The organism is Alphaproteobacteria bacterium SS10 (assembly GCA_019192455.1).
GTDB lineage: Bacteria > Pseudomonadota > Alphaproteobacteria > TMED2 > TMED2 > TMED2.
Genome location: JAHCML010000003.1, coordinates 1023371 through 1042006, shown reverse-complemented (window position 1 = coordinate 1042006; position 18636 = coordinate 1023371). Strand labels below are relative to the sequence as shown.

Below are 18636 nucleotides of genomic sequence, written 5' to 3'. Positions count from 1 at the left end.
TCAACCCTGGCGTGGGAACAAGAACTCACGGCCCGTCTTAACCCGCCGCTCGCCATCATATTCGATGATATCGGCGGTGGCGTAGGTCTCAGACCATTTCGACGGTAGGAAGGAACCGGTCCCAATCACATCAATCGGCGCGTTGGCTTCCTTCATAATCCGGCATTTCTCCGGGCTGAAGCCTGAGGAGGCAACGATCTTCACCTGATCAAACCCGGCCTCATTCAAGCGCTCACGCATATGCCAGATGGCAGCGGCGCTAACGCCAGTACCAATCAGATGCTTAATCTCACTCTCCGGGTGATAACCACGGAGTGCGGCCGGCGCATTGCGCTCCAACACGGCATAGGATGCCGGCGGGTCAAGCCCCTCAACAAAGCGGCCACCTAAGGTATCGAGGCGAAGGCCCAGCTTGCCCTCAGCAGCCAGCTCTGGGAACCGACGACAAACCTCGAGGCCGTCTGTCACCTCTTGGCCGAAGTAATCGACCAGCACGGTAAGCGGCTGCTCTGGGTGGGTTTCGTGGAACATTTCAGCGGCACGCACGGTGGAACCGGCATAGCCAATCAGGGCGTGCGGCATGGTGCCGAGCCCATGCTCCTGACCGAAGTAATGCGCGGTGGCGTCTGATGCATTGCCGATAAAGCCCTTGGCGCCAGCCTTCCGCTTCGCCCGGGCTGAGCCAACACTGGCGGCATAGGCCATCAACTCAGCCATCTCAGTTCCTGCGCAGTGGCGGGCATCCATGGCCAGGAAGGCAACCTCTGGCAGGTCGGCACACATGGTGAAGGCGTTGGCCGCCGCCACACAAGGTGGGCCAAGCTGCATCAGGAACTGGGTTTCGCAATCGACCAGATGCTTGAATGAACCGGTGAGATAAAGGATCGGGTCACCGGCACCGACCCAACGCCCCTCTTCATAGCGAAGTTGAACGTCCACCTTGGCGCCGCGGGCTTGCATTGCCGCCTCAAGCCAATTGATGGCCAAGCGGGGTGCACACACAACCGGACGGCGCATGAACACGGCATAGGTGACCTGTTGGTCGCCAAACTTCTCAATCACCGCGCGGGTGCGACGGAAATAGGTATCCGCCCATTGGCCGATACCATCCTCGTCATGGTGGCCGAGGCCAGCGCTCAAATTGGCAACTGCCTCGGGCTTTACTGCACCATCATCGGCCATGGGCCTCTCCCAATGGATGCCTACCCCTTTTTACCGGGTGGCTTATTGCGCAGCGACCTCAGGCGTGGCTTGCGGACGACGTACCTGCACCAGCTCTTCAGCCACCTGGAACGCAATCTCCAATGCTTGATTGGCATTCAGGCGCGGATCGCAATGGGTGCGATAGCGGCTGGCCAGTGCGGCATCGGTGATTTCCTCAGCACCGCCGGTGCACTCGGTCACATCTTGGCCAGTCAGCTCAATATGGATACCGCCCGGATGGGTACCAAGCTCACGGTGCACGGCAAAGAAAGCCTTAATCTCAGTCATAATCCGCTCAAACGGGCGGGTTTTGTAACCAGACTCAGCCTTAATCGTGTTGCCATGCATCGGGTCACAGGACCAGACAACCAGGCGGCCATCATCACGCACACGCTCAACCAGTTTCGGCAGCTCATCAGCCAGCTTCTCATGGCCCATACGGGTGATGAGGGTTAGGCGGCCAGGCTCATTGTCCGGGTTCAGCACATGGATCATGCGCATTAGATCATCCGGTGTCATGGTAGGGCCGACCTTCAGGCCGATTGGGTTCTTCACCCCGCGCAGGAACTCAACATGGGCACCGTCGAGCTGACGGGTCCGCTCACCAATCCAGAGGAAGTGTGAGGAGACATCGTACCAATCGCCGGTGGTGCTATCGACACGGGTCAGCGCTTCCTCATAAGGCAGCAGCAGCGCTTCATGGGAGGTGTAGAAGTCAGTCTCACGGATCGACTGGGTTGTCTTTGAGGTAATCCCGCAGGCTTCCATGAAGCGAAGGGTCTCATCCAGACGGTTGGCGAGATCACGATAACGATCACCGGCAGGGCTGTCAGAGACGAATCCCAGGTTCCATTGGTGAACCTTATGTAGGTCGGCGAAACCACCCTGAGCAAAGGCACGCAGCAGGTTCAGCGTGGCGGATGCCTGGTGGTAGGCCTTTACCATCCGGTTTGGATCGGGAACGCGGGATGCCTCATCAAACGGCAGTGCATTGATGATGTCGCCGCGATAGCTGGGCAGCGTCTCATCACCGATGGTCTCATTGTCAGACGAACGCGGCTTTGCAAACTGACCCGCAAGGCGCCCAACCTTCACAACCGGCATGGAACCGGCAAAGGTCAGCACAACCGCCATCTGCAGCAGCACCTTAAAGGTGTCGCGGATGTTGTCGGCGCTGAACTCAGCAAAGCTCTCAGCACAATCACCGCCCTGAAGCAGGAACGCCTCCCCCATCGCCACGCGGGCAAGGTCACGCTTCAGGCTTCGGGCCTCACCGGCAAAGACCAGTGGCGGCTGCTGGGCCAGGGTGTCGGTAGCAGCTTGCAAGGCGGCTGGATCCGGATAGTCCGGCATCTGCATCGCCTTATGGTTGCGCCAGGTTTTTGGGTTCCAGTTTTCAACGGTCATGTTCGGTTCGCTCAACTTGGCTGGCCCGGCCTATCCGGGTCGCGCGTTCTTAGATGTTTTCTCAAAGCTCGGTGCCATGGTTGTTCAGCATTTGGTGATTTGTTCACGCGATAACCACCAACAACCCCGCATACCCCCCATGGCGAAAGGCGCGGCAGTTTAAGCATCGGCGGCCCTGAGTCCACCAGGAAGGTGGCCAAAATCCGGGATACTTCGCCCTTACCCTATCGGCTCTGTTGCTCGAATGCCATGGCGATGTGGATAAGTTTTCCATGTCGATTCGCCAAGGCTATCCCCGATTCGCCGTTTGATTCATAGTCTTACGCAGGTACTTGGAGAGAGGCTTTGAGGCGGGCCGAATAAGCACGCTATTTCAACAGCTTAATTGGTGTTATTCTGACTTCGCCGTAAAACTTGCGGCGAAGTCAGTGATTCCAGGGCTAAGAAATAGCGCTGATTCGACCGGTCTCAATTGGGGATAAGTTTGTTGGAAACAGAACGTTTAGGGAGCGGCTAACCCCATGTACGGCAACCATTTTAGTGAATTAGAGCAAGCCCTCGTCGAGGGTGACCTGACCAAAGCATCACGCGTCCTCGTCGATCTCGACGAACGTAAGGAGCGGATGAACCGAATTGAGCAGCACAGATTGCGTCAGCTCGAGACTGCTTACCTCGGCATTGTCAACGTGCTCCACAATCCGGGCGTGATTCATTAATCACCCCCGCTGCGCTATCGCATCAGTAAATCCAGATCGTTATTCGGCTGCCTGGCGGCGTTCTTTCAAGGTGGACGCCGCGGGCTCACGCATGGTGACGAACTCCTCCGCCACCGTCGGATGCAGGGCCACCGTCGCATCAAACTGCGCCTTGGTGGCGCCTAGGGTAACGGCAACCGCCAGACCCTGAATAATTTCAGCGGCATTCTCGCCCAACATATGAACGCCCAGCACACGATCGCTATCCCGGTCCACGACCAGCTTCATCATGGACCAAGGCTGGTTGCCACCAAGGGTGTAGCGCATGGCACGGAACCGTGTGCGGAACACCTCTACATCAAAGCCAGCATCAACAGCTTCCTGCTCGCTCAAGCCAACCGAGGCTAACTCAGGCGTGGTAAAGACGGCGGTCGTGACCATGGCATAGTCGATTTTGTTTCGACCCTCTGGTCCAAACAGCTGATCGGCAAGCCAGTGCCCTTCCCTAATCGCCACCGGCGTTAGGTTTACACGGTCCGTCACATCCCCAACCGCATAGATTGACGGGATATTGGTTCGGTAATGCTCATCAACCTTAATGGCGCCAGCCTCATTGGTCTCAATTCCAACCTCATCGAGGCCAAGGCCTGCGATACGTGGGCGGCGGCCAATGGCAAACAGCATCTGATCAGCATCTAACACATCACCATCGGTGAGATGGACTTTCAGCGTGTCGCCTTCCTTCTCAATCTTCGGGATGGTGGTGTTGAAGTGGATTTTGATGCCACTGGCGAGGAAGTCCTCAGTCAGCTGCTGGCGCAGGTCATGGTCGAAATTTTTCAGGATCTCAGGACCCCGATAAATCACTGTCACGTCGCTGCCTAATGCATTGAATATGCTGGCGAACTCTAGGGCAATATAACCACCACCAGCAACCACAAGCCGCTTCGGAAACTCCGGTAAGTGGAAGATCTCATCAGAGCTGATGGCATACTCAACACCCGGCATATCCGGCATGGAGGGGACGCCACCAGTAGCAATCAGGATATGCTCAGCCGTGACGGTTTGATTGCCGACTGTCACTTCGTTAGGGCCAGTGACCCGGGCATGGGCATTGAAGGTTGTCGCCTTCACACCGTCCAAGCCGGATTGATACTTACCGCTGATAACATCGGTCGTACCGTTTACGGCATCGCGCAGCTTTGGCCAGTTGAACGCTGGTTTACCGCCCTCATGCTCCCAGCCGTAATCAACGGCGTCTTGGAACGCGCGGGCGTGCTGACCAGCGAAAACCATGTACTTCTTTGGTACGCAGCCGCGATTGACGCAGGTACCGCCCATATCGCGGTCCTCTGCCACCACGACTTTGGCGCCATGCTGGGCAGCGATGCGGGCGGAGCGGACACCGCCAGAGCCACCACCGATGACAAAGTAGTCGAAATCAAACTTGCGGGCGTTATCAGCCATCTCCGGCACTCCCCACCCTTGTTGGGTGCTTTGTTTTGGATCGTCAGCGCAGAGATCAGATCAGAGGCCGGCAATCAGCGTGTACTTAATCTCTAGATATTCATCGATGCCGTGATGTGAACCCTCACGACCGATGCCGGATTGTTTAACACCGCCAAATGGCGCCACCTCGGTGGACAGAATGCCGGTATTCACCGCCACCATGCCATACTCCAAAGCCTCAGAAACCTTGGTGATCCGACCGATATCGCGGGCGTAGAAATACGCGGCCAGCCCAAACTCGGTATCATTTGCATAGCTGATCACCTCATCCTCGGTCTTGAACCGGAACATCGGCGCCAGCGGGCCAAAGGTCTCCTCACGGGCAACCTTCATCTCCTGGGTCACACCGGACAGCAGGGTTGGCTGGAAGAATAACTCTCCATGCTCATCCCGCGCGCCACCGGCCATGATCTCAGCGCCCTTGGAAGTGGCATCAGCTAGGTGATCCTCAACCTTCTCAACCGCCGCCATCTCAATCAGCGGGCCAACATCAACGCCCTCGGTAAAGCCATCACCGACTTTGAGGCCCTTAACCGCCTCGGCAAACTTGGCCGCGAAGGCATCATAGACACCGTCCTGAACATAGATGCGATTGGCACAGACACAGGTCTGACCGGCATTCCGGTACTTACAGACCAGCGCCCCCTCAACCGCCGCATCAAGATCGGCGTCATCAAAGACGATGAAGGGTGCATTGCCGCCCAGCTCAAACGACACCTTCTTCACCGTATCCGAACATTGGCGCATCAGAATGCGACCAACCTCGGTGGAACCGGTGAAGGAAAGCTTGCGGACGATCGGGTTATCGCAGAGCGCCTTACCAATCTCAATCGAGCCGCTCGCGCTGCCGGTAACAATCGATAACAGGCCCTTCGGCAGACCGGCCCGCTCGGCCAGAACCGCCATGGCAAGCGCAGAGTATGGCGTCGCCTCAGCCGGTTTCACCACCATCGGACAACCAGCGGCCAGTGCTGGCGCTGCCTTACGGGTGATCATCGCGGTTGGGAAATTCCAGGGCGTGATGGCGGCGGTGACGCCAATTGGTTCCTTCGTCACCATGATCCGACGATCAGCCATATGGGTCGGGATCACCTCGCCATAGGTACGCTTCGCCTCTTCTGCAAACCACTCAACAAAGCTGGCGGCATAGGCAATCTCACCCTTGGCCTCAGCCAGTGGCTTACCCTGCTCCAGCGTCATGAGGCGGGCCAGGTCCTCCTGATGCTCCATCAGTAGGCCCAGCCAGTTTTTCAGGATGGCACCGCGCTCTTTTGCTGGCTTCGCCTTCCAGGCAGGCCAGGCGGCATTGGCCGCGGCAATGGCACGATCAGTCTCGGCCTTACCCAGATTGGGTACCGTGCCGATGACCTCACCGGTTGAGGGGTTGGTCACCTCAAAGGTTGCGCCGCTATCGGCATCAATCCACGCGCCGTCGACATAGGCTTGGCTGCGGAACAGCTCTGGATCGTTGAGCTTCAAACGCAGGCTAGTGGTGTCGATGGTATCCATGGGGCGGCCCTCCGTAATTCGTTGCCGTACAGATAGGTAGACCGGCGGGCAAAAGCAAAGGGAGAGGTTGCCCCCTACTCCACTGTTACCGCCTTGGCGAGGTTACGTGGTTGGTCAACATCGGTGCCTTTCAGGACGGCTGCATGATAGGCGAGCAGCTGGACCGGCACGGTGTAGAGGATCGGCGCCATATAAGATGCAGCCTCTGACGGTATGCTTGGCATTGGGATTGACCAGGTCGTGACGTCCTCTAACGCCTTCACCGATGTCTCATCGCCAATTAGCAGCAGGCGCGCGCCACGGGCGGTTGCCTCACGAACATTGGATAGCGTCTTCTCAAGCCAACGGTCCGATGGCGCTACCACCACGACGGGCATGGTTTCATCGATTAGGGCGATTGGCCCGTGCTTCATCTCCCCCGCCGCATAACCCTCAGCATGGATGTAAGAGATTTCCTTCAGCTTTAGCGCGCCCTCCATCGCAATTGGATAGGAACGGCCACGACCGAGATAGAGCACCGAATGGGCACTGGTGATATCGGCCGCGATCTCCTTGATCGCCTCATCATGGTTTAGAACCTCAGCAATCCGGGCTGGCACCTCACGAAGGGCGGCAGACAACGCGCGTTCCTTCACCTCATCAACATGGCCACGCTTACGTGCGGCATACATGGCAAGACAGGCTAGGGTTGAGAGCTGGGTGGTAAACGCCTTGGTTGAGGCAACGCCAATCTCAGGGCCGGCAAGGGTGTAGACGGTTTGGTCTGCCTCCCGCGCCATGGTGCTCTCCGGCACATTGACCACGGCCAGGGTCTTCTGTCCCTGGTTCTTGGCAAAGCGCAATGCCTCCAACGTATCCAGCGTCTCACCAGATTGGGAGATCACGAGGGTTGCTGAACCTTCCGAGGCTGGCAGGTTGCGATAGCGATACTCCGACGCGATATCGACCTCAGTTGGCAGTCCGGCAATTTCCTCAAACCAATAGCGCGCGACCAGGCCAGCATAGAATGCCGTACCGCAGGCCGTGATGTGCAGTCGGTTCAGATTGGCGAAGTCGAAATCAAAACTCTCAAACGCGGCCTCGCCCGTTGCCGGATGCAGGTGCGCATTCACAGTGTTACCGATCACCTCTGGCTGCTCGTGGATCTCTTTGAGCATAAAGTGACGGTAGTCACCCTTGCCGGTCATGGCGCCGGTGACTGAGCTTTGACGGATTGGGCGCTCAACTGTGCTGCCATCACGGCGGAAGATCTCTGCCTTACCGCGCCGAATGACGGTCCAATCACCATCCTCAAGATAGCAAACACGGTTGGTGTAAGCGGCCAGCGCCACGGCATCGGAGGCGAGGAACATCTGCCCCTCGCGGTCCCTCTCACCATACCCAATGGTCATCGGTGTCCCCTGGCGGGCACCGACCATCAGGTCATGCTCTCCCGCAAAGATCAGCACCAGGGCGTAGGCCCCTTCCAACCGGGCAAAGCTGGCCTTGGCAGCCTCAACCGGCTCCAAACCCTGCTGCAGGTAATCGGTCACCAGATGGGCGACGATCTCGGTATCCGTCTCGGTCTCAAAGCGGTGCTGCTTCTCCTTCAGCTCCGCCTTCAGCTCCTGGTAGTTTTCGATGATGCCGTTATGGACAATGGCCACCCGCTCTGTGGCATGGGGGTGGGCATTGTTCTCGGTCGGCGCGCCATGGGTCGCCCAGCGGGTATGGCCAATACCAACATCACCCTCCAAAGGCATCTCGTCCAGCTTGCCAGCCAGGTTGACGATCTTGCCCTCGGCCCGGCAGCGCTGAATATGGCCGTTGGAGAGGGTGGCAATACCGGCACTGTCATAACCCCGATACTCTAGGCGCTTCAGCCCCTCAAGCACAGCTGGGGCCACATCACCATCGCCCAGAATCCCGATAATACCGCACATGGTTAGCTATCCTTCTTAGCGGCCTTCTTGGCCTTCTCCGCCGCACGCATCTCGCGGAACGTGGCGGCACGGCCCGGGTTATCAACCTGGATTCCGCGCGCTACCGCAATAGCGTCGGCGTCTACGTCGTTTGTGATGGTGCTGCCCGCACCGATGATGGCGCCGTCACCCACCTTGACCGGGGCGACCAGCGCTGAGTTGGAGCCTATGAAGGCATTGCGGCCAATCTCAGTCCGTGATTTGGAAAATCCGTCATAGTTGCAGGTAATTGTGCCCGCACCAACATTGGCATCTGGCCCAATTGTGGCATCGCCCAGATAGGTTAGGTGATTGGCCTTCGCCCCCTCACCCATCTCAACATTCTTGGTCTCAACAAAGTTGCCGACCCGCGCCTGGGCACCAATGCTACTGCCTGGTCGGATACGCGCATAGGGGCCGATGGTGGCGCCAGCGCCGATCTCACAGCCCTCGAGATGCGAAAAGGCGCGGATGGTGGCAGCACCCGTCACATTAACGCCAGGGCCGAACACCACATGCGGCTCAACGATTGTATCGGGCGCAAGCGATGTATCCGTCGCCAGAAACACCGTCTCTGGCGCTGTTATGGTGACACCATTGACCAAATGCCGGGCCCGCAGGCGGTCCTGCATCACCGCCTCAACCTTGGCGAGGTCAGCACGGTCGTTGACCCCCATGGCATCGGTGGGATGTCCCTCAACCGCCATGGCCCCATGGCCAGCGTCCCGGGCAATCTCCACCAGATCGGTCAGGTAGTACTCGCCCTTGGTGTTCTGATTATCGATCTGCGCAACCAATGCCCGGCCCTTGGCGAGATCGAAAGCGCAGAACCCGCCATTGCAGAGATCAATTGCCAGAGTCTCGGCATCAGCCTCCTTCGCCTCAACAATACGCAGCAGTTCACCGGCACCATTAGTCACCATCCGGCCATATGCACCCGGCTCTGCCACCCGCATGGCGAAGAAGGTAACGGCTGCATTCCCCTCACGAATGGGGGCGACCAGCGCTTCGATTGTTTCTTGCCGGACCAAGGGCGTGTCGGCGTAGACCACCACGGCAATGCCTGTTGCATCGGCGGGAATTGCTGACAATGCGGCCTTAACGGCATCACCCGTTCCCTGAGCCACTTGTTGGACCGCGATGCTATGGCCAGTAAAAGCAGTTTCAAGCGCTGGCATGTTTGGGCTGACCACCCCGGTGACAGAGGCCGCGCCACAATCACTGGCAACAGCCAACACATGGGCCAGCATTGGCTGATGGGCGACGTGGTGCAGCACCTTCGGCGTGGCGGACTTCATCCGCGTACCCTGCCCGGCGGCGAGCACAATGATATGAAGATCGGTCATGGGTTACGGGCGCGCCATCCTGGGCGCAGCTGCGGGGGCATGGACGGGCCTTGGCCTCGTCAATCAACAGGACTGTTTCCTGCCACAGCATTGTGCGGTGCGAAAATCAAAAACTGTTGCAGCGCTTTACAGGGCAAACGACTGCGGCCTGATTACCCTTCAAAGCCAGGGACTTGGCTAGCGCTTAAGAGCCTTTGGCTCCGGGCCTGTTGTTGGGCCTTTGGGGGCTCGATCGGCTCGCCAACTCCCCAGTCGGGAAGCAGCCTCAGTGTTCAGCTGACTGTCATTTGCCGCGACAATGCTGGGCCCAAACCGTTCATGGATGTCAGCAACCATGCTGTCCACCATCTCTTCCGTGGGACCAACCTTACCCGAGCCATCAATCGATCCGATAACAATTGGAGATGGCGCAGGCTTATCCCCCTCAATCACCAATGCGGTGGTCGAAATGTTGTCGGTGTTTCTCCGCGCGGCGGCTTCTGCCCTCTCGATGATGTCATCAACCAGCCGGTCAGCCATGGGCGAAGAGGGATCAGCTAACCCACGGTCAATAGATTCACCGATCAACTCGCGTATCGCTCGATTAGCATCCTCCACTTCCATGCCCTGATCGATAAACTTACAGGCATCGCAATAGCCATCCCAATAGCCATCGCTCGCCGTAATCACCGTCGCGGTATCACCAGGCTGCAAATCAAACTTGACCGTCTGCGACATTGTCTCCGGCAAAACATCGAGACCGATGCCATTTACTAGTTTGCGGAGAGCTGGCGTTTCCCGGCCAAACTCTGCAGGGAAACACTCATCATCGAACAGACGTTGCACGCGGGTTGGTCCACCATCGCCGGGTGTGACAGCAACAAAAACATCGCAATCGCCAATTGATGATGCTTCCAACTTCAGGGACCGACCGTTCGGTCCATCTTCTGTCGAAACCCGAACTAAAGACGCGGCCGCTGATGAATCAGCGTCCGCATGCTTTTCACCCAACTGATCCAGCATGTTGGTGAGTTGGTCGACAGGCTTATCCCCGTCAGGCATCTCAGATGCCGCGAACGCAACATGACGGTCTTGCTGGTGCGATCCGAACTCTGGGTGGCCCAGATAGCGCCGCGTCCCGTTCTTAATTCCGGCATGTGCGCTGGCACTCACAGCACCGGTTAATGCATTCGCTTCTACAGCCAAACCATCCCCATAGACCCCGATCGATGCTGCCATAGGCAAGCACCTTCACCACTACTATAGCGTAAATTGTCATTCGCTGATACACGCGTCCGGACATTGCGTTTGTGGGCGTTTGAGCGGATCGCTGATATGGTGCCTGGCAACGGTTCGTGACTTGCAACTTAGACCCGCCTGTGACCCAAGCATTCTCAACACCGATCAATTCAGAGATCGAGCGGCTGGCCCGCAATTACATCAATCCAGTTCTAAGCCTCTCTGAAAGTGAGTTTGCCCTGCGCCTTCAGGTGGCTGGTGGCGCCGAGGGGATTGCGGCTGGCTTTAAGTTGAAGACCCCAGAGATTGATGAAGGCAGCATTGTTGGCACCAAGAAGAGCACGGCCCAGAAGGTAGAGGAGTACAAGCAATCCTCGACCAAAAGCGTCACCCATCTCTCCATAACGATTAAGGCTTCAGGCGATGTTGGTTTACTGGCTTGCCGACCAACCAGCGGGCGCCGGCCACCAATTGAGATCATTAAGGAAGGGCCCGATCTGTTGTTTGTCATTGGCTATCACGAGCAAACCAATGACCAGGCCTGGGAAGTCGTCAACACGGTGAAGGATATCCTGAGCGATATTGAGGATGATCTTGAGACTCTAATCCCACCGATCCAGGAAGAGATGGTGCGCAAGGTTGAAGCCAAGGTCCGGGATATTGAACGTGATAAAGCGATTGAGGCCTCCATCACCTTCCCGGTAAAAGACGGTTAAGCAACACGCGACCAGGCCCATTAGAGAAGAAGTTCAGCCCAATGATCCATAAGGCCAAAAAGGTGGTGATCATCACCGAAAAGATTATCGCCGAGCAGGTTTCCAAACTGATCGAAGAATGCGGCGGCAGTGGTCATACCGTTGTGGCCGCTGGCGGTAAGGGCAGCCGTGGCATTCGTCGCGCCGACCGCGCCAACGTCATTGGCGACTTTGCCAATGTGAAGTTCGAGGTAATCACCGATAGCCAGGAAGTGGCAGAGGCCATTGCCACCAAGACGGCTGACACATTCTTTGAGAACTATTCAGGCATCACCTACATTGAGAATGTAGAGATCCTGCGCCCACACAAATTTCAGCCAGAAGCTGAAGGCGAAGAATAGGCCCCCATCACCTACTTAAAGATGGCATCAGCCATCGCGATGAAGAGTGGGATGCAAATCGCCACGGCCACCGGCGTACCAACACTAGTAGACGCACCGATATAGGATGACGGGTTGGCCGTCGGGATCGCGCCACGCAGCGTCGGCGGGCCCGAAATATCCGAACTTGAGGCCGCCAATACGGCCAGGATCACCACACCGCCTGGGCTAAACCCAACAGCGACATGGGCGATGTAGCCGAGGCCAAAGGCAATCAGGCCGTGAACAATCGGCGCCAGGGCAGCGTAAACCGCGTACCAATGGGCAACCCGGCGCAGTTCAGCCAGGCGGGTCCAGGCCTCCATGCCCATAATCAGCATCAGGATTGAGAGCAGGCCGCGGAATAGCGGGTCATAGAAGCTGTCGAACACCCGCTCTGGGTTTGTTACCAGCCCCAGGATCAGGCCCAGGATCAACGCCGACAGGGCAGAGCCACGCAGGCTGTCGCGGATGATTGGCCAAACGGCAACCCGCTTGCCCTCACCCTCACCGTCTTCGCCCGCTTCACCCTTGGCGAGATAGATCTTGGCCAGGACAATCGCGAGGATCAGCGCGGGAATATCCATGAACGGATAGAGCGCCGGCGCCCAAGCTTCATAGGTCAGGCTCTCCTGCTCCATCACCACCATTGCGGCAGCGAGGGTTGACGCAGAGACGGCGCCAAACAACCCGGCGGTGGCAATGCCATCCTCAACCTTCACGCCAGGCAGTCTTGCGAGCGTAAAGCGGCCGAGGAAGACGATGATTAAGCCGACCAGCACCGCCATGAAGGCCGGTAGCGCCATGGTGCTTAAATCGGCCTCACGGATTTCCATGCCGCCGTTCAGACCAACCCGCATCAGCAGCATAAAGACAGCAAACTGATAGATTGCGTCAGGCACCTGCAGCTTACTGCCGGAAGCACCCAGCAGAATGCCCCCAATCAGAAAGCCCAATGTCGGGCTCTGCAGTTGGGTCAGGAAGCGCAGGAAAAAATCAGCCAGCAAATCCATTGCGGCGCTCAACCTATGATTGTTCGAGGTGGCCCTGATGTATCGGGACCCGCCGCGATACTCAAGCCAATCCGGCGGTATTCCTGATGCTTTACTGCTAAGAGTTGGGGGATAGGCCACGGCTTGACACCGTGCATCCGGCGACTTACACCCACGCCCAAGTAATCCGCATATGCATGCCGGTTACGGGCGCGTAGCTCAGCGGGAGAGCACTGCCTTCACACGGCAGGGGTCACTGGTTCAATCCCAGTCGCGCCCACCATCGAATAGAAAACACCGTGAATCCTCAAAACGCCATAACGGAAGAAGCCCTGGTCGAGCAGGCCAAAACTTCTTCGCACCCCACCCTTGGCTATTATTTCATGCTGCTGATGGCAGCGGCGATTGCGTCGATTGGGTTAATCCAAGACAGCGCGCCCGCGATTATCGGCGCGATGATCGTTGCCCCACTGATGGCCCCGATCATTGGCCTCGCCATCGGTACCTTAGCGGGCAACAGGCAACTCGCCCTGACCTCACTACTCGCGGTCTGCACTGGCGCCGTTTTTGTCGTCGCGATTGCCTTCGGAATTGCAGAGATTTTCGGCTTGCGGGTCGTCGGGCCTGAGATATCGGCACGAACCCTGCCCTCCACCTTAGATCTCGTTATCGCGATCTGTGCCGGCGGGGCCGCCGCCTTTGCCCATGCGCGGCTGAACATTGTGAACTCAATCGCTGGGGTGGCCATTGCCGTTGCCTTGGTCCCACCCCTGGCGGTCTGTGGCATTGGCCTTGCCGTGGGTGAAGCGGCCGTGACCGATGAGGGGCTTGAGTTCGCCGACCTTAATCTTGGATTTGGCGGTCATGGCAATCTGATGGCAGCGGGTGCGTTCCTGCTCTTCATCACCAATATGATCGCCATTGTGGCGGCCGCACTCGCCGTGTTTGCCGCGCTTGGGTATGGCCATTGGCGGCGTGCGATCGGTGTCTCCCTCGCCCTGCTATTTTCAATCGGCTTTATCACCGGACAGCTGGATAAGCAGCTTGAGCTGATCTATGCCGAGGATCGGGTTAAGCGCCTTTACGCCAAGGCGGTTGAGAACAGTGAGAACTTCGCCACCAAAGAGCTTTATGTCCGCCGAGTTGGGGCGCGGCGGGTCAATGACCAAATTGAAATCTCAATGCTGTTCATCAGCCAAGGTAAACATTTGGACGATATCGAGGTGCTGGCAGAGAAGTTTCGTCAGCTGATTTCAAATGATCTGGGTGAAGAGATTGTGCTGAAGCTGACGGTCATGCCGCTCAACATCGTCAGCCACACCGCCTCCCCCTCGGACTAGGTGTCGCCCAAAAGAAATGGCCCGGCATCTAGGACACCGGGCCACCCAAAGAACAGACGCAACAGGCCTTAGTTCTCATACCGCTTGATGATGTTCTGCTTGGCCGTCTCATACTCTTCGTCGGTCAGCAAACCCTGATCAAACGCAGCCTTAAGGTCGGTCAGCTCCTGGCCCATGGTGGTGCTTGGGCTCACCGTTGCGCTGGCACTAGCGGTTGGTTCGGCCTTGTCTTCACCACCGCCGCAGGCAGCCAGAAACACGGTTAAACAAAGAACGGGAATAAGCTTGATTAGGGATCGCACGGTTCGCCTCCTGAAAAATCACGATGTTTGGCTGCTTACAGCATCCCCAAGGTTGAGAGAAGCTCAATGTTTCAACAGTTTTAATCGCTTAGTGGATATGTATGACCTTGCGTTGGATCACCAATACCGCTTCCATGCGCGCCAACTTCCCGCCGATTTGGAGCGCATTTCCCCATGATCCCACGTTTCCTCCTGGCCACCCTGATGGCCGCTATCCTCGCCACGACTAGCCCTTTATCCGCCTTCGCTGATCCAGCCAAAGAACTGGGTGATAAGGCCCTCGCCGCGCTGGAGGAGCTGTATCAAAGCGAGCCAGACACCAAAGCGCTCGGTGAGAAGTCGGTTGCGATCCTGGTCTTCCCAGAGATCGTTAAGGGCGGCGTCATCATTGGTGGACAGTTTGGCGAAGGCGCGCTGATTGTCGATGGCAAACCAACCGAGTTTTACAACATCGCTTCAGCTTCAATTGGCCTACAGCTTGGCGGTCAGACCTTTAGCTATGCAATGTTCTTCCTAACCGACAACGGGCTGCAATACCTGCGCGACAGCAGCGGTTGGGAACTTGGCGTTGGCCCTACCCTCGTCGGTGGTGATGAGGGTTGGTCCAAGTCACTTGGCACCAACAACCTGCAAGGCGACATCGCACCCGTCTTCTTTGGACAGAGCGGCCTGATGGGTGGCGGCAGCATTCAGGGCTCAAAAATTACCGAGATTGATCCCTGATCCCAGCAATTGACCAGAAGTAGGCAACATCCACTGATTATTCCTGGTTAACGAGCCCCGGTAATTTGCCGGGGCTCTTTTTCTTGCAGTGCAACAATTCCCAGAACGGCATATCTGCCATGCCGTTAAAACACTGATCTCATTCGGATAATTGATGCACATCAACACGCCGAACGGGCAGCCGGTGTTTTATCCGACCGCCACCTTACTGCGATATGACTAGATTTTTGGGAAGCAACCATTATGGCCCCCGCCCGCATTTTGACCCTGCTCGGCATCACCAATGTGATCACCGTGCCCTTGGACGCCACCGTCGAACAGGCGTTGCACATTCTGGATGATAATGGCCTGCGCGCAGCGCCTGTCGTCGATAAAGAGAATGTCTTTCACGGCATGTTCTCAACCCATGAGGTGATCCGCAGCCTGGTGCCGTCTTACATGACCGATGGCATGGCCTCCCTCGATTTCGCCGCTGGCGCCAGCACCGTGTTGGCCAGCCGGTTGCGTCACCAATTCCCGTCCAAGGTTGGCGATCACGTCTCCGCCGAGGACAGCATCAAGATCACGACCCACACCCGAACCTGGGAAGCACTTCGCATGTTGGTGAAGTACGGCTCCCCACTTCCGGTGGTGGACCGCCATGATGGCAAACTTATGGGCCTCATCTCAGAGCAATCGGCGATTGATGCCCTGCTGAAGATGGAAGCCGACGACGCTGAGCTCGACCAAGAGTAAGCGCCCCCTCTCCCGACATTTGAGTAATTCGATATGAGCACGCTCAACACCCACGGCGCTGGCCATCACGGCCATGGCGCACTCGATGCTGCCTCAACCGTTGTTTTCGGTTGGGACCCAATGATCACCGCAACGATCGTTCTTTGCATCGCCTATATCTTCATTATCTCCGAACGCATCCACCGCACGGTGATCTCCCTCATCGGTGCCGGTGTGATGATCATGCTGGGCGTGATGAACCAACACACGGCGGTCGAGGGTATCGACTTCAACACCATCTTCCTGCTGGTTGGGATGATGGCGATTGTCGGTATCACCAAGAGATCCGGTGTTTTTCAGTATGTAGCGATCCTGACCGCCAAGCAGGTGAAAGGTAATCCCGCCTCGTTGCTCGCCGGTCTGGCGATTATCACGGCGGTGTTCTCCGCCCTGCTCGACAACGTCACGACCGTGATGCTGATCGTGCCGGTTACGCTGCTGCTTACCGACCAACTAAAGCTACCCGCCTACCCGTTTCTGTTCTCGCAGATCTTTGCCTCGAACATTGGCGGCATGGCGACCCTAATCGGTGATCCACCAAACATCCTGATCGGCTCTGCCCTCGGCCTGTCCTTCATGGACTTCATCTACAATACCGGCCCAGCCTCGGTGATCATCCTGATCGTCATGATGGTGCTGTTCCACCTGATCTGGGGTCGGAACTTCAATGTGAGCATGCGCCTGCGTGCCCGCCTTATGCACTTTGAACCGAGCGAGGCGCTCACCGACAAGAAGCTATTGGTGCAGTCACTTGGTGTTATGGCCCTGGTCATCTTCGGCTTCGTCTATGGCCACGGCCATGGAATTGAGCCAGGCACGGTCGCCCTAACCGGTGCTGCGCTACTGATGATGATCGACACCTTTGGCCTGAAGCCGGAGGCACAATCTGAGAAGGTTCACGCTGCCCTCAGCACTGTTGAGTGGGACACGATCTTCTTCTTCATCGGCCTATTCATGCTGGTCTATGGCGTCGAGGAAGCGGGCCTGCTGTCACTTCTCGGTCAGAAGCTTCTTGCCGCCACCGGTGGTGACATCGCGATTACCGCGCTGCTGATCCTTTGGGTCTCGGCTGTCTTCTCAGCCATTGTCGACAACATTCCGTTCGTTGCCACCATGATCCCGCTGATCGCGTCGGTTGAGGCTGATATGGGTGGTCGTGAGGCCGTGATGCCAATCTGGTGGGCCCTGTCCCTTGGTGCTTGCCTGGGCGGCAATGGCTCTCTCGTTGGGGCGTCGGCCAATGTGATGGTTGCCAGCTTCGCTGAGCGTGCCAATCAGCGGATTTCGTTCCTGAAATTCCTGAAAACCGGCTTCCCGCTCATGATGCTGACGATCGCCATGGCTCATGTCTACATGGTGCTGTATTACGGCCTCTAAGCGATCAGCTTAGGCCCCAACCAGTACCGGACTACATGACCAACACCACTTGCCCAGCCTGCAACCATTCCGGCCAAAGGCTGGGCTATGCGGTGTCGCAAATTCCGGTCAACTCCGTTCGTCTACACCATGATGAGGCATCGGCGCGTGCGGCCGCCAGAGGCGATCTATCGCTTTATGGCTGCGTGCGCTGTGGCTTCGTCTGGAACGCTGAGTTCGATGCAGGGCTGATCGACTATTCATCAGGGTATGAGAGCACCCAAAGCTACTCTGGCACCTATCGTAAGTTCCTGGACCAGCAAGCAGTCGAGTTGGTTGAGGCTTACAATCTCAAAGGCAAAACAGTGATTGAGATTGGGTGCGGCCATGGCGAGTTCCTGGCCGCCCTCTGTAACGCCGGTGTTGGCCATGGCATCGGCTACGACCCCGCAGCCCTGGTTGAGCGACGGCCACAAATCGCCCAGGGTGAGCTCACCATAATCCAGGAGGCCGTAGGGCCCGAGACCACGCTTCAACAAGCCGCGCTGATCATCTGCCGCAATACGCTAGAGCATGTACCCGATGTCGCCGTGTTCGTCGCCGGCATCCGCCAAGCCCTAGAAAACCAGCCAGAGACGCCGGTGTTCATTCAAATCCCCTCCTGGGACCGCGTTGGGGCCGAGGGTGCGTTCTGGGACATCTATTACGAGCATTGCTCCTATTTCTCACAACAGAGCCTCAGCGGGCTGTTTGAGGGCTGTGGCTTCACGGTAGACCAGTGCAGCATGACCTTCGGCGGCCAGTATCTAGACCTTCGTGCGCGCGCCTCTAGCGCCAAGGCAGTAGACCGGGCCGTCTCTGAGATCGATATGACGGCGATCTTGAGCCAGCGGCAGGCCTGGCAAACCTACTTCCAGACCCTGCGTGACCAAGATCGAAAGGTTGTGCTGTGGGGTGGCGGTTCTAAAGCCGTGGCGCTTCTAACCAGCATCGATAGCCAGGACCGGGTGCTCGCCGCCGTTGATATCAACCCCCACAAACAGGGCTGCTACCTACCCGTCACCGGACATCCCGTTATCGGGCCAGAGCAGCTTAAAGAACTCGAGTTCGACGAGGTCTTATTGATGAACGGCATCTACCGGGATGAGGTGGCAGCGGACCTCAAACGCCTCGGCGTGACGGCTACGCTCAAGACCTTCGACTAAAGG

The 18636-nt window shown here is 57.5% G+C and carries 17 protein-coding genes and 1 tRNA gene; 9 read left to right on the top strand and 9 right to left on the bottom strand.

Annotated features, from left to right (window positions below; genetic code table 11):
• Both KI792_05165 and KI792_05160 read right to left on the bottom strand, forming a co-directional pair.
• Positions 1–1182 carry a nicotinate phosphoribosyltransferase gene (locus KI792_05165; protein MBV6632410.1) on the bottom strand — a complete coding sequence of 394 codons (1182 nt, stop codon included), beginning with the start codon at positions 1180–1182 and terminating at the stop codon, positions 1–3.
• Between the two features lie 42 nt (positions 1183–1224).
• Positions 1225–2610, bottom strand: a complete 1386-nt coding sequence (locus KI792_05160; protein MBV6632409.1) for a 3-deoxy-7-phosphoheptulonate synthase class II — start codon at positions 2608–2610, stop codon at positions 1225–1227.
• Positions 2611–3131: 521 nt separating this feature from the next.
• On the opposite strand from KI792_05160, the gene KI792_05155 reads away from it, so the two are divergent.
• Complete coding sequence (locus KI792_05155) at positions 3132–3326, top strand: hypothetical protein (protein MBV6632408.1); 195 nt, start codon at positions 3132–3134, stop codon at positions 3324–3326.
• A gap of 39 nt (positions 3327–3365) precedes the next feature.
• Here the strand turns inward: KI792_05155 and gorA are convergent, their stop codons facing one another.
• From gorA to KI792_05130, 5 genes are all read right to left on the bottom strand, one after another.
• Positions 3366–4772 carry a glutathione-disulfide reductase gene (gene gorA / locus KI792_05150; GenBank protein MBV6632407.1) on the bottom strand — a complete coding sequence of 469 codons (1407 nt, stop codon included), beginning with the start codon at positions 4770–4772 and terminating at the stop codon, positions 3366–3368.
• A gap of 60 nt (positions 4773–4832) precedes the next feature.
• Entirely contained in the window at positions 4833–6323 is a 1491-nt protein-coding gene (locus tag KI792_05145) for an NAD-dependent succinate-semialdehyde dehydrogenase (GenBank protein ID MBV6632406.1), read from the bottom strand.
• A gap of 74 nt (positions 6324–6397) precedes the next feature.
• Positions 6398–8245, bottom strand: coding sequence for a glutamine--fructose-6-phosphate transaminase (isomerizing) (glmS, locus tag KI792_05140; GenBank protein MBV6632405.1), 1848 nt, complete (start codon positions 8243–8245; stop codon positions 6398–6400).
• Between the two features lie 2 nt (positions 8246–8247).
• Positions 8248–9609: a bifunctional UDP-N-acetylglucosamine diphosphorylase/glucosamine-1-phosphate N-acetyltransferase GlmU gene (gene glmU / locus KI792_05135; protein ID MBV6632404.1), complete on the bottom strand. Its 1362-nt coding sequence runs from the start codon at positions 9607–9609 to the stop codon at positions 8248–8250.
• A 177-nt stretch (positions 9610–9786) separates the two neighbouring features.
• Positions 9787–10827, bottom strand: coding sequence for a hypothetical protein (locus KI792_05130; GenBank protein MBV6632403.1), 1041 nt, complete (start codon positions 10825–10827; stop codon positions 9787–9789).
• Between the two features lie 140 nt (positions 10828–10967).
• Here KI792_05130 and KI792_05125 point away from each other — a divergent pair, with 140 nt between their 5' ends.
• Together KI792_05125 and KI792_05120 are read left to right on the top strand one after the other, a co-directional pair.
• Complete coding sequence (locus KI792_05125; GenBank protein ID MBV6632402.1) at positions 10968–11543, top strand: hypothetical protein; 576 nt, start codon at positions 10968–10970, stop codon at positions 11541–11543.
• A gap of 41 nt (positions 11544–11584) precedes the next feature.
• Positions 11585–11923 carry a hypothetical protein gene (locus tag KI792_05120; GenBank protein MBV6632401.1) on the top strand — a complete coding sequence of 113 codons (339 nt, stop codon included), beginning with the start codon at positions 11585–11587 and terminating at the stop codon, positions 11921–11923.
• A gap of 11 nt (positions 11924–11934) precedes the next feature.
• Here KI792_05120 and KI792_05115 read toward each other — a convergent pair whose 3' ends face one another.
• Complete coding sequence (locus KI792_05115; protein MBV6632400.1) at positions 11935–12954, bottom strand: sodium-dependent bicarbonate transport family permease; 1020 nt, start codon at positions 12952–12954, stop codon at positions 11935–11937.
• A gap of 187 nt (positions 12955–13141) precedes the next feature.
• Between KI792_05115 and KI792_05110 the strand changes: the two genes are divergently transcribed.
• Both KI792_05110 and KI792_05105 read left to right on the top strand, forming a co-directional pair.
• Positions 13142–13216, top strand: a tRNA-Val gene (locus KI792_05110).
• Between the two features lie 16 nt (positions 13217–13232).
• Entirely contained in the window at positions 13233–14273 is a 1041-nt protein-coding gene (locus tag KI792_05105; protein MBV6632399.1) for a TIGR00341 family protein, read from the top strand.
• 68 nt (positions 14274–14341) lie between these two features.
• On the opposite strand, the gene KI792_05100 is transcribed toward KI792_05105, so the two are convergent.
• Positions 14342–14575, bottom strand: coding sequence for an SHOCT domain-containing protein (locus KI792_05100; protein ID MBV6632398.1), 234 nt, complete (start codon positions 14573–14575; stop codon positions 14342–14344).
• A 174-nt stretch (positions 14576–14749) separates the two neighbouring features.
• Here KI792_05100 and KI792_05095 point away from each other — a divergent pair, with 174 nt between their 5' ends.
• The 4 genes from KI792_05095 (at position 14750) to KI792_05080 (ending at position 18633) form a co-directional block, all read left to right on the top strand.
• Positions 14750–15298, top strand: coding sequence for a lipid-binding SYLF domain-containing protein (locus KI792_05095; protein MBV6632397.1), 549 nt, complete (start codon positions 14750–14752; stop codon positions 15296–15298).
• Between the two features lie 243 nt (positions 15299–15541).
• Entirely contained in the window at positions 15542–16033 is a 492-nt protein-coding gene (locus KI792_05090) for a CBS domain-containing protein (GenBank protein ID MBV6632396.1), read from the top strand.
• Positions 16034–16066: 33 nt separating this feature from the next.
• Positions 16067–17449, top strand: a complete 1383-nt coding sequence (locus tag KI792_05085; protein ID MBV6632395.1) for an ArsB/NhaD family transporter — start codon at positions 16067–16069, stop codon at positions 17447–17449.
• Between the two features lie 35 nt (positions 17450–17484).
• A complete protein-coding gene (locus tag KI792_05080; protein ID MBV6632394.1) occupies positions 17485–18633 on the top strand; it encodes a methyltransferase domain-containing protein in 1149 nt (382 codons plus the stop codon).
• Positions 18634–18636 lie beyond the last annotated feature (3 nt).

Excerpts from the sequence above, each read along its gene's own strand:
- KI792_05165 (MBV6632410.1), bottom strand. The coding sequence starts at position 1,182 with ATGGCCGATGATGGTGCAGTAAAGCCCGAGGCAGTTGCCAATTTGAGC.
- KI792_05160 (MBV6632409.1), bottom strand. The coding sequence starts at position 2,610 with ATGACCGTTGAAAACTGGAACCCAAAAACCTGGCGCAACCATAAGGCG.
- KI792_05155 (MBV6632408.1), top strand. The coding sequence starts at position 3,132 with ATGTACGGCAACCATTTTAGTGAATTAGAGCAAGCCCTCGTCGAGGGT.
- gorA (MBV6632407.1), bottom strand. The coding sequence starts at position 4,772 with ATGGCTGATAACGCCCGCAAGTTTGATTTCGACTACTTTGTCATCGGT.
- KI792_05145 (MBV6632406.1), bottom strand. The coding sequence starts at position 6,323 with ATGGATACCATCGACACCACTAGCCTGCGTTTGAAGCTCAACGATCCA.
- glmS (MBV6632405.1), bottom strand. The coding sequence starts at position 8,245 with ATGTGCGGTATTATCGGGATTCTGGGCGATGGTGATGTGGCCCCAGCT.
- glmU (MBV6632404.1), bottom strand. The coding sequence starts at position 9,609 with ATGACCGATCTTCATATCATTGTGCTCGCCGCCGGGCAGGGTACGCGG.
- KI792_05130 (MBV6632403.1), bottom strand. The coding sequence starts at position 10,827 with ATGGCAGCATCGATCGGGGTCTATGGGGATGGTTTGGCTGTAGAAGCG.
- KI792_05120 (MBV6632401.1), top strand. The coding sequence starts at position 11,585 with ATGATCCATAAGGCCAAAAAGGTGGTGATCATCACCGAAAAGATTATC.
- KI792_05115 (MBV6632400.1), bottom strand. The coding sequence starts at position 12,954 with ATGGATTTGCTGGCTGATTTTTTCCTGCGCTTCCTGACCCAACTGCAG.
- KI792_05095 (MBV6632397.1), top strand. The coding sequence starts at position 14,750 with ATGATCCCACGTTTCCTCCTGGCCACCCTGATGGCCGCTATCCTCGCC.
- KI792_05090 (MBV6632396.1), top strand. The coding sequence starts at position 15,542 with ATGGCCCCCGCCCGCATTTTGACCCTGCTCGGCATCACCAATGTGATC.
- KI792_05085 (MBV6632395.1), top strand. The coding sequence starts at position 16,067 with ATGAGCACGCTCAACACCCACGGCGCTGGCCATCACGGCCATGGCGCA.
- KI792_05080 (MBV6632394.1), top strand. The coding sequence starts at position 17,485 with ATGACCAACACCACTTGCCCAGCCTGCAACCATTCCGGCCAAAGGCTG.